The organism is Nocardioides perillae, assembly GCF_013409425.1.
In the GTDB taxonomy this organism is placed as follows: Bacteria; Actinomycetota; Actinomycetes; order Propionibacteriales; family Nocardioidaceae; genus Nocardioides; species Nocardioides perillae.
Genome location: NZ_JACCAC010000001.1, coordinates 712,214 through 722,116 on the forward strand (window position 1 = coordinate 712,214; position 9,903 = coordinate 722,116).

The following is a 9,903-nucleotide window of genomic DNA, read 5'->3' on the forward strand; positions in this document are numbered from 1 at the left end:
TCGGACGTGGGGGCGAGGATTCTCTTGTGAGCCTCGTTTTCTCGAACCGCGTCCGCACCGACGCCTCCCCGTGCGGCCACAGCGAGTCGACCTTCGCGTTCCTTGACCGGGTTGCTGGTCCGTACTGGGAACAGGTCCGGGAACTCATCGAGAAGTGGGTGGCGCATCTGCCGGTTGAGTGCTGTGCAGATGTGATCGGCCGGCTTCGTTCGCCGGACTACGCGCAGCACGCGAGCGCCTACTGGGAGTTGCACCTCCACGAGACCTCTAGATCGAGCGGGTTCGACGTCGTCGTCCACCCGCAGGTGACCGGAAGCCCCAGGCAGCCTGACTTCCTGGTGAGCCGCGGGGACGACTCGTTCTACGTCGAGGCGACATGCCTCGTGTCGAAGGCGACCGACCCCGGCGCCTCAGCCCGCAAGCGGCAGGTTTACGACGCCTTGGACTCGATCAGCTGTCCGAACTTCTTCCTGCAGATCGACGTCAATCGAGTCGGGCCGGCCGATCTGCCGACCAAGCCGCTGCGGCGACGACTGGAGGCCTGGGTCCGGACGCTGGATCCCGACCCGATTGTCGTAGACGACCACTACCTCGACTTCGGCGAAAGCTTTGAGTGGTCCCATGCAGGATGGGAGTTGCGGTTTCGCCCGTTCCCGGTCAGCGCGGGCGCGCGCGGACGACCCGGCCATCGCCCGTTGGGCATCTTCGGACCTGTCGAGGCGGCGTGGATCAACGATGATCAGACGCTCCGCGGGGCCTTGCAGGACAAGGGCTCCGCCTACGGCGAGCTGGACCGTCCGCTCGTCATCGCCGTCAACAGTTTTGCCTTGAGCCACGATGACTACGACACGATGAACGCGCTTTACGGCACCGAGCAGATCACGATCTCACTGACGGATCGAAACGCTCCGCCCGTGCCCTCGCGCAAGCCCGATGGATACTGGCTCGCAGGCACCTGGGCGCACCAGCATGTGGCAGGAATCCTGATCGGTCGGTCGATTGCTGAGTACCGTCCGACGGCCACGCCAACATTCTGGGTCCACCCCGAGCCGGTGGAGGCCGTCCAACCACTGCCCGTCTGGAGGGCCGCGGAACCGGTGGATGACCACATCGAATACCGCGAGCCCCCGAGACCCTTCACGAGCTGTTCCGGCTGCCCGAGGTCTGGCCGGCCGGCGAGCCGTTCCCGCAGGAGATGCTGGCATGAGCTTCGGAAACCCACCCAATGAGGATGTGCGCCGCTTCCTCGTGGACCCACATGAAGTCATGGCGTCCCTCGCTCGCCGCCGGCCGGTATTCCATTCCGAAGCGGACTTCCAGTTCGCCTTCGCCTGGGAGGCGAAGACACTGATCCCCGGTGTCGAGGTCAGGCTGGAGACGCATCCCGAGCCCGGAGTCCGTCTCGACTTGGAGTTGATCGATCCTGCCGCGAAACGCGGGCTGGCCGTCGAACTGAAGTACATGACACGGCTGTGGACGGGCGAGTCAGGCGGCGAGTCCTTCGCGCTGAAGAACCACGGCGCCTCCGACCTGCGCGCGTACGACGTCGTCAAGGACATCGAGCGCGTTGAGCGGTTCGTCCTGCCGCGGCCCGGATGGACCGGGTTGGTGATCGCTCTGACCAACGAGAGCGCCTACTGGCGCTCGCCGACTCACGGACGTACCACGAATGCCGATGCGTTCCGCCTCTTCGAGGGGAACCTTCTGGCCGGCGAACGTCGGTGGGGACCGAACACCGGCGGGACCGCCAAGGGAAGGGAGGCACCGCTCGCACTGCGCGGGACCTATGAACTCCAGTGGGTCGACTACTCACGACTGGACGCCGGGCCAGCCGGGTCGTTTCGAGCACTCGTCGTGCCGATCGACGGGGACGGCATGGCATCGAGCCAGACCAGCCAACCGAGGGCAACAGATGACCACTCCTGACTCCCGCCGCCTCGTCGCCAAGCTCGTTGCCGGGAGCAACGTGCTCCGCGACTCGGGCGTCAACATGTACGAGTACACCGAGCAGTTGACCTACCTGCTGTTCCTCAAGATGGCCGAGGAGCGGGCGACCCGGCCGCTGAATCCCGAGCGCGTGGTGCCGGAGGAGTACTCCTGGCACCGGCTGCTCGGGTTGTCGGGCGAAGCGCTCGAGAACACCTACAACCACATCCTGCGTGGCCTCGCCAGCCAACCGGGCGTGCTCGGTGCGATCTACCGCGGGGCGCAGAACAAGATCTCTAATCCCTCACATCTCAAGACGCTGATCGTCGACTACATCGACAAGGAGAACTGGTCGGCCGCCGGCGCCGACATCAACGGGGACGCCTACGAGGAGCTGCTGGAGCGCTCGGCCGGAGATACCAAGTCGACTGCAGGGCAGTACTTCACGCCGCGCGCGCTGATCCATGCGATCGTCGATGTGGTCCAGCCGACGGTCGCCGACCGGGTCATCGACCCGGCGAGCGGCACCGGCGGCTTCCTGCTTGCGGCCCATGCCTATGCCACTCGCGACGCCGCGAACCTCACTCCGCCGGAGCGCGAGCACCTCCAGACCAGGTTCGTGCGCGGTGTCGACATCGGCGCCACGACATCGCGGCTCGCGTCGATGAACCTGCTGCTGCACGGCATCGGGTCGATCACCGGTAACTCCCTCATCGACCACAAGGACGCTCTCGTCGCCGATCCGGGCGAGCGGTGGAGCGTCGTCCTTGCCAATCCGCCCTTCGGTCGCAGCTCGTCGACCGACATCGGCGGCGGGGACGACGACGGCGCCGAGATCTTCCGGCAGGACTTCGTGGTCACCACGGCGAACAAGCAGCTCAACTTCCTGCAGCACATCATGACGATCCTCGACATCAACGGGCGGGCCGGCGTGGTGCTGCCGGACAATGTGCTGTTCGAGGGCGGCGCCGGGGAGACCTTGCGCCGCAAGCTGCTGACCGCGTTCGACTTCCACACGCTGTTGCGGCTGCCGACGGGCATCTTCTACAAGCCCGGCGTGAAGGCCAACGTGCTGTTCTTCGACAAGAAGCCGGCGGCCGAGCAGCCCTGGACGCAGCGACTGTGGGTCTATGACCTGCGGACCAACAAGCACTTCACGTTGAAGAAGAAGCCGCTGCGCCGTGAGGACCTCGATGACTTCGTCGCGTCGTACCTCCCCGGAAAGCCTCGCGAGGAGCGGGTCGAGTCGAAGCGGTGGAAGTCGTTCAACTATGACGAACTCGTTGCGCGCGACAAGGTCAATCTGGACCTCACCTGGCTGCGGGACGAGTCTCTGGAAGACGCCGACAACCTCCCGGCTCCGGAGATCATCGCCCGCGAGATCGTCGAGGACCTCACCGCCGCACTCGCCGAGTTCGAAGCCGTCGCGACCGCCCTGGAGGACCGGCTTGCTGGGCCGGCGGCGTCTGAGGATGCGGGCTGATGGCGCTCCCGGAGACGGACCTCCACCGCATCCACCTGTGGGCACGCGAGCGCGTGCCGGAGCATCTTTGGGACCAGGTCAAGGTCGAGGCCGATGTTGGCGACCGTCACGTCGACATCGTCGAGGTCCGACCGCCGTGGGACGGAGTCGGTGAGCACACGCGATTCCCGATCGCGCGCCTGCGCTACACGAAGGCGAGCGGCCAGTGGGCGATCTACTGGCGCGATCGCAACCTGAAGTTCCACGAGTACAAGCGGAAGCGACCGAGCAAGAACATCCAGTCGTTGCTCGACTACATCGACACCTCGGGTGACCCGATCTTCTGGGGATGACGGCAGGGGAGCACCCCTGCTTCGGTCCGCAGAAAGTCCGCGAGACGGCCGGTTCCGCTCGATCACACCAAACGACACCCAGGACCTTCGAGGAAGCGTTTGTGCAGGTCAGGCCAGACTTTCGTCCAGAACCACCGCTTGCCGACGACGGCCAGCAACCTGCCGAATGCTTCCCCTGGTACTACTGAGCGCCCCCGCTCCCCCCCCGCCCCCGCCCGCGCCCCCGCCGTCGCGCGACACGCCGCACGGCACCTGGCCGCACCCGGTCTGGACCACTCGTTGACCGGATCCGGACCGGCGTGACCTGCGTCGCGCCCTGTCGTTGACCCAGGTGGAGGCGTCTAGACGTCCTGTGGGCCGGGAGGCCGCAGGGGTACGGACGGGGAGCAGCGCGGCACCGGGGTGCCGCGAGGGGAGGAGCAGTCGTGCACCGACGGGACGACGCCGCAGCCGTGCCGCGGCCGCGGCGCAGCACCGAGGGCGGCAGCGCGCCGGCCGGCACGCTGGTCGGCGCGGTCGACGACGCCGTCGAGCTGGTGGTGGACCGGCTGGTCGAGTCCGTCGAGGGCTGCCTCGCCGGGTTGGAGGCCATGGCGGCCGAGCCGGTGGCCGACCGGCTGGAGTACGTCGCGCGGTGCGCGGCGACCGCGTGGGGTGCGCCCCGTCTCTGGGTCGGCTCCGTCGACGGCGACCGGCTGGTCACCCGCCGCTGCCGCAGCCTGCGCCCGGTCAGCCCCGTCAGCGCGGTCGACGCGACCGGCCCGGGCGGCACGACCGACGCGGGCACGACGTCCCCGGCGTTCGCGGACTGCGCCGACGGCGTCGACCTCGAGGAGCGGCTCGGGCCCCTGGGCGACCGCGACGCGCTGCTCGCGGCGCTCGAGGGCGGCTCGTTGCTGGCGCGCCCCGGTGACGGCTCCGGGCTCGGCGGGTGGCTGCCCGAGCTCGGGCTCGGTGCTGTGGTCGCGGCGGGGGGCTACGACCACGACGCCCGCCAGTGGCTCGTCGCCGTGCTGATGCGCGACTCCGGCGCCGACGCCGCCATCGCCCGGCTGGCCCTCACCTCGCTGGTGCAGGCCGCCCTCGCGATGCCCGTCTCCGCTCACCGACGCTAGGGCGGGGTCGGGCCCGCATCCTCGGGCAGCACCGCGTCGGCGACGCCGCGGTAGCCCATGGCCCGCAGGGTGCCCCGGGCGTGGGCGTCCCAGGCGGTGTCGAGGTCGGCGTAGAACCACGAGAGCGGGCCGTAGACCTCGAGCGAGACGTAGCCGTGGAACGACGCCCAGCCCGACAGCAGGACGCCGACCTGCTGCTCGTCGAGGCCGTCCTGGTCGCGGCGCATCTCCTCGAGCTCGGCGACCAGCGGCGACCCCCACTGCAGCGCTGCCGCCCCGGTGTCGACCACCCCGGCACGCACGCAGCGGGCGAAGTGCACCAGGGGTGCGGCGAAGAACTCGTGCAGCTGGCTCGGGTCGGGGACCGGGCCGCCGTCGGAGGCGAAGGTGTCGGTGCCGAACATCAGCGAGAACTCCGCGCGGTGCGACAGGCACCACCGCCGGTAGGCGTGCGCCATCGCGAGGGCCTGCGAGGTGAGGTCGAGGCCGTCGTGGGCGACCGCGGAGGCGTGCAGTGCGGCAGCCGCCGAGGAGAAGGCGTCGGCCGCCACCGCGGCCACCAGCTCCTGCCGGGAGGCGAAGTAGCGGTAGATGCCCGAGGGCGCGATCCCGACGTCGCGGGCGACCGCGCGCAGCGACAGCTCACCGGTCGAGTGCGGCACCAGCAGGTCGCGCGCCGAGCGCTTGAGGTCCTCGCGGACCTCCTGGCGCAGCCGCTCGCGGCGCGTCGGGAAGCGCCCGTCGGGGCCCCGCTCGACCTGCTCCTGCCCACCGCGGGCCACCTCGGCGCTCACCGCGGCACCCCGGCCGCGACCTGGGCGTAGAGCTCGCCGAAGCGGTCGGCGACCGCGCTCTGCAGGAAGGGCCGCACGTCGGCGCGGGCACCCTCGGCGAGCCCCGCCCCCAGGGCCGGGTCTGCGCCGAGCCGGTCGAGCGCGGCCGCGGTGGCCGCCGCGTCCCCCGGCGGCACGACCAGCGCCGAGCGCCCGTCGACCACCATGTCGGCGATGCCGCCCTGGTGCGTGGTGACGAGCGGCGCGCCGAGCGCCATCGCCTCCAGCACCGTGGTGGGGCAGGGGTCGTGCCACTCGCTGGGCAGCACGGCGGCCCGGGCGTGCTGGAAGCCTGCGACGACCCGCTCGTGGTCCCAGCCCTGCTCGACCCGGACGCCGTCGGGCAGGGCGTCGGGGAGGTCGGCCGTCGGCCGACCCACCAGCACGAGCTCGGCCGGCACCCCGTCGGTGCCCCCGCCCCGGCCCAGCGCCGCGCGGTCGACCCGCCGCCAGGCGTCGAGCAGGGTCAGCAGCCCCTTCTCGGCCGACAGGTCGCCGGCGAAGAAGACGTAGGGCGCGTCCGGCAGGCCGTCGTGGCGCGGCTCGGTCGGGCGGGTGAGCAGCTCGTCGGGCACGAAGTTGGGCACCACCTCGAAGGGCACGGGTCCCGAGGCGAGGTCGTTGCCCTCGGCGACCGCGCGGCTGACCGGGGTGAACAGGTCGACACGGCGGTGCCGCACGGGCACGCCGCCGCGCACCGCGGCGTACACCGGCACGCCCCGCAGGGCGCCGTAGTGCTCGCTCACGTGGGGCACGCACCGCGACGGCGACGGCCCGGGGCACGGCGCTCCGCCGACCATGAGCCGCTTGGTCGCGCACACGTGGCTGTAGTCGTGCAGCGAGTGCACGAGTGGGGTGCGACGCGCCGCGGCGAGCGGCAGCCAGGAGGCGAGGATCCAGTTGTGGCTGTGCACGACGTCGGGCCGCAGCCGCTCGGCCAGCCGGGCCAGCGCGCGCGACGTGAGCGGGTCGGGCACGGGCAGCGCGAGGGGCCGGTCGGCGGTGGGGTAGAGCGCGGGCACCCGCTGCCCGACGTTGTCGAGCAGGTGCACGTGCACCCCGGGGTCGGCGGGCACCCGCGCGCCGGCCGCGCCGTGGGCGCCCTGGCCCACCTTGAGCGTGGCGACGTGCACGTCGTGACCGCGCGCCGCGAGCGCGACGGCCAGGTTGCGCACGTGGCGCTCCTCCCCGCCGATGACGGGCGGGTAGAACTGGGCGAGCAGCAGGACCCTCACGCCCGCGCCTCCCCGGCCCGGACCACGACCACGGGGCGCCGGGAGAGCCGGCTGCGCACGAGCCCGGCGACCACGGCCAGCGACGCCACGACCGTGCCGAGGGCGGCGCTGCGCCGCCCCGGGGTCCGCAGGTAGTCGAGCGCGGCCCGCGGCAGCCGGCGCGCGAAGTCGCGCTCCGGCCCCAGCGCCGCACCGCCCGCGGGCCCCTCGCCGAGGGCGCGGGCGATGTCGCCCTTCATGACGCCCTCGTCGTAGCTGCGGCGCACGAGGTAGGACCACGTGGCGCGCGGGGCGGGCACCCGGTGGTCGATGCGTGCCTCGGGCACGAACCAGAACTCCCCGCCGGGCCGCGCCGCGCGCACCCGCAGGCAGAACTCCGCCTCCTCGCCGCCGCCGACCCGGCCGTCACCGTGGCCGATGCCGTCGGCGAAGCCGCCGACGTCGAGGAAGGTGTCGCGGCGCATGCCGGCGCACCCCCCGTAGAAGTTGCGCACCGGCGCGGCCTCGTCGGGCAACCCGCGGTAGGCGACGCCGACGGTCCAGAGGTACTCGTCGGGCAGCCACGCCGGCGCCCGGCCGACGAAGTCGCCGACCGACCGCGCGCTGGCGCCGAGGACGTCGGGCCGGGTGAGGTACGGCGCGAGCTCGGCCACCCAGCGCGGGTGCGCGGTCGCGTCGTCGTCGAGGAAGAAGACCAGGTCGGTCTCGAGCTGCGCGGCGCCGGTGTTGCGGGCGACCGAGACGCCGCGGTTGCGGCCGAGGACCACGACCTGCTCGCCGGGCAGGGCGCCGCGGACGACCGCGCCGAGCTCCTCGTCGCCGTCGACGACCACGACGAGCTGGTCGACGTGGTGCTCCTGCGCGCGCACCGACGCGACCGCGGCGCGCAGCTGCGGCAGCCGCTCGGCCGTGTAGGTGCACACCACGACCCCGACGGTCGGGTCGGGCGACGCGGCGCGGGGGGCCTCGGGCACCGCGCGGGCCTCGGGGGTCACGTCGTTCAGCGCCACGGCGCGCCCCCCGTCGCCGCGGCGGTGCGCTCGCGCAGCAGCCGCGCCGCCCGCCACGCCGGTCCGGCGGCGCGCTTGAGCGCCGGCACGAGGGGCGAGGGCCCGTGCTCGACGAGGTCGAGCAGCGCCTGGCCACGGTGGTCGGGTCGCACCGCCAGCCGCTGCACCGCGGTCGGGTCGCCGTCGGTCACGTGGACGCGGTGGCCGATCGCCACGCCGTGGGTGTAGCCGGCCGCGACGACCTGCCGCCGCAGGCCGCGCGAGTGGTAGCCGTGGGGGTAGGCGACGGTGTCGACGGGCTGGCCGGTGAGGTCCTGCAGGATCCGGCGGCTCCACCTCAGCGAGGCGGTGGCACCGGCCGGGCGCAGGGTGTCCATCGGCACGTGCAGGTCACCGTGGCTGCCGACCTCGACACCGGCACGCGCGACCTCCGCGAGCGCGGCGTCGTCCATCAGCTGCACGTCGGCGCCACCGCCGGGCAGCCACGAGGCCGGCCCGCCGAGGTGGCCGGTGGGGGCGTAGAGCGTCGCGCGCGCCCCGTGGTCGTCGAGCACCTCGAGCGCCGACTCGGCGAAGTCGAGGTAGGCGTCGTCGAAGGTCAGCGCGACCACCCGCCGGTGCGGGTCGGCGGCCAGGGCGGCGAACGCCTCGGTGAGCCCCAGCAGCTCCCAGCCGGCCCCGCGCAGGGTGGCGAGCTGGTCGGCGAGCACGGGCGGCGGCACGTCGAGCCACTCCAGGCCGCGCGGCATCGGGGTGCCGACGGCGTGATACATCAGCACCGGCAGCCGCGCGGCGGTGGTGCCGCGCGCGGACGAGGCGGTGGGCCGGTGGCCCAGCAGGCCGCTCACCGTGCCCCCTCCGGTGCCCGGAGGGCGGTCGCACGGCGGTCGGTGCGCCCGGCGCGCCGCAGCGAGCCGCGGGCGTAGCCCGCACCGGCGCTCGCCAGCCCCACGACGACGCCGGCGGCCCCGCGCGGGCCGCCCTCGGCGCCGCTGCGCAGCTCTCGGCGCACCGCGGCGGGGAGCACCCGGCGCACGTAGGCGCGCTCGGTGCTGGTGGCCGCCCCCGGGCCCGCGGTGCGGGCGATGTGGGCCTTGCTCAACCCCTCGGCGTACGCCCGGCGCGCGAGGTAGCGCCACGTCGTGCGGTCGGCGGAGACGTGGTGGGCCACCGTCGCTGCGGGCTCGTGGACGAGCAGCGCGCCCGGCTTGCGGCGGGCCAGCCGCAGGCACAGCTCGGTCTCCTCGCCGCCGAGCAGGACGTCGCCGACCCGCCCGGCGGCCTCGTCGAAGTCGCCGGCCAGCTCGAGGGCCGCCCGGGTGAAGGACATGGTGGCGCCCAGCAGGTTGCGCACGGGGGCACGGTGCTCGGGCAGGCCGCGGTAGCTGCAGCCCACGACCCAGTCGAGCTCGGCGACGAGGTGGCGCGGGCGCCCGCTCGGCGGCCACACGGGGGTGGCACGGCCGTCCACACCGTCGGCTCCGGTCTCGGCGAGCGCGGTGACGAGCCGGTCGAGCCAGTCGGGGGCGGGCACCGCGTCGTCGTCGAGGAAGGCCACGACGTCGCCGACGCCGGCGTGGACCCCGGTGTTGCGGGCACCGGAGAGACCCCGGCCGCGGGTGTTGGGCAGCACCGTCAGCCAGGTGTCGTCGCCGCCGAGGCCGAGCAGGCCCGGCAGCTCGGCCGCGGCGCGCCGCAGGAGCGCGTCGTCGTGGTCGACGACCAGCAGCACCTGGTCGGGGCGGCGCGACTGCGCCGCCAACGCCTGCAGCCCCGCCACGATGCTGGTCCAGCGGCGCTCGGTGTGGGCGCACACGACCACGGACGTCGTGGGCTCCCGCCGCTCACCGGGGTCGGCCGAGGAGCGCACGCGCGAGGCGTCCGACGGGCCCGGGTCCACGGCGTCGACGGTAGCGCCGGCAGGCGCCGGCGGGGCAGAGGGCACAGTCGCTGCCGCGACGCAGGTGGA

Annotated in this window: 10 protein-coding genes; 5 read left to right on the plus strand and 5 right to left on the minus strand. The window is 73.1% G+C overall.

The window, feature by feature from the left end; translation table 11 throughout:
• The first annotated feature begins 26 nt into the window (after nucleotides 1-26).
• The 5 genes from BJ989_RS03365 to BJ989_RS03385 all read left to right on the plus strand — a co-directional run bounded on the left by BJ989_RS03365 (nucleotide 27) and on the right by BJ989_RS03385 (nucleotide 4,856).
• Nucleotides 27-1,229 (plus strand): hypothetical protein, encoded by a 1,203-nt coding sequence (locus tag BJ989_RS03365; protein ID WP_179516993.1) that lies wholly within the window; start codon nucleotides 27-29, stop codon nucleotides 1,227-1,229.
• The gene (locus BJ989_RS03370) at nucleotides 1,204-1,926 is read left to right on the plus strand and encodes a hypothetical protein (protein WP_179516994.1); all 723 of its coding nucleotides are present in this window, start codon (nucleotides 1,204-1,206) and stop codon (nucleotides 1,924-1,926) included. The genes BJ989_RS03365 and BJ989_RS03370 overlap by 26 nt, the downstream gene beginning before the upstream one ends.
• Nucleotides 1,913-3,409, plus strand: a complete 1,497-nt coding sequence (locus tag BJ989_RS03375) for a class I SAM-dependent DNA methyltransferase (RefSeq protein WP_179516995.1) — start codon at nucleotides 1,913-1,915, stop codon at nucleotides 3,407-3,409. The genes BJ989_RS03370 and BJ989_RS03375 overlap by 14 nt, the downstream gene beginning before the upstream one ends.
• A complete protein-coding gene (locus BJ989_RS03380) occupies nucleotides 3,409-3,741 on the plus strand; it encodes a DUF3024 domain-containing protein (RefSeq protein WP_179516996.1) in 333 nt (110 codons plus the stop codon). The genes BJ989_RS03375 and BJ989_RS03380 overlap by 1 nt, the downstream gene beginning before the upstream one ends.
• 425 nt (nucleotides 3,742-4,166) lie before the next feature.
• Nucleotides 4,167-4,856 (plus strand): hypothetical protein, encoded by a 690-nt coding sequence (locus BJ989_RS03385; RefSeq protein WP_179516997.1) that lies wholly within the window; start codon nucleotides 4,167-4,169, stop codon nucleotides 4,854-4,856.
• Here BJ989_RS03385 and BJ989_RS03390 read toward each other — a convergent pair.
• Genes BJ989_RS03390 through BJ989_RS03410 form a run of 5 tightly spaced genes read right to left on the minus strand, consistent with a single transcriptional unit; the run spans nucleotide 4,853 to nucleotide 9,834 of the window.
• Nucleotides 4,853-5,650, minus strand: a complete 798-nt coding sequence (locus tag BJ989_RS03390) for a WHG domain-containing protein (RefSeq protein ID WP_179516998.1) — start codon at nucleotides 5,648-5,650, stop codon at nucleotides 4,853-4,855. The two genes, BJ989_RS03385 and BJ989_RS03390, sit on opposite strands and share 4 nt — an antisense overlap.
• The gene (locus BJ989_RS03395) at nucleotides 5,647-6,924 is read right to left on the minus strand and encodes a glycosyltransferase (protein WP_179516999.1); all 1,278 of its coding nucleotides are present in this window, start codon (nucleotides 6,922-6,924) and stop codon (nucleotides 5,647-5,649) included. The genes BJ989_RS03390 and BJ989_RS03395 overlap by 4 nt, the downstream gene beginning before the upstream one ends.
• Nucleotides 6,921-7,934, minus strand: a complete 1,014-nt coding sequence (locus BJ989_RS03400; protein ID WP_179517000.1) for a glycosyltransferase — start codon at nucleotides 7,932-7,934, stop codon at nucleotides 6,921-6,923. Before BJ989_RS03400 ends, BJ989_RS03395 begins: the two co-directional genes overlap by 4 nt.
• Complete coding sequence (locus BJ989_RS03405) at nucleotides 7,925-8,782, minus strand: polysaccharide deacetylase family protein (RefSeq protein WP_179517001.1); 858 nt, start codon at nucleotides 8,780-8,782, stop codon at nucleotides 7,925-7,927. Before BJ989_RS03405 ends, BJ989_RS03400 begins: the two co-directional genes overlap by 10 nt.
• A complete protein-coding gene (locus BJ989_RS03410) occupies nucleotides 8,779-9,834 on the minus strand; it encodes a glycosyltransferase (RefSeq protein WP_218848704.1) in 1,056 nt (351 codons plus the stop codon). The genes BJ989_RS03405 and BJ989_RS03410 overlap by 4 nt, the downstream gene beginning before the upstream one ends.
• Nucleotides 9,835-9,903 lie beyond the last annotated feature (69 nt).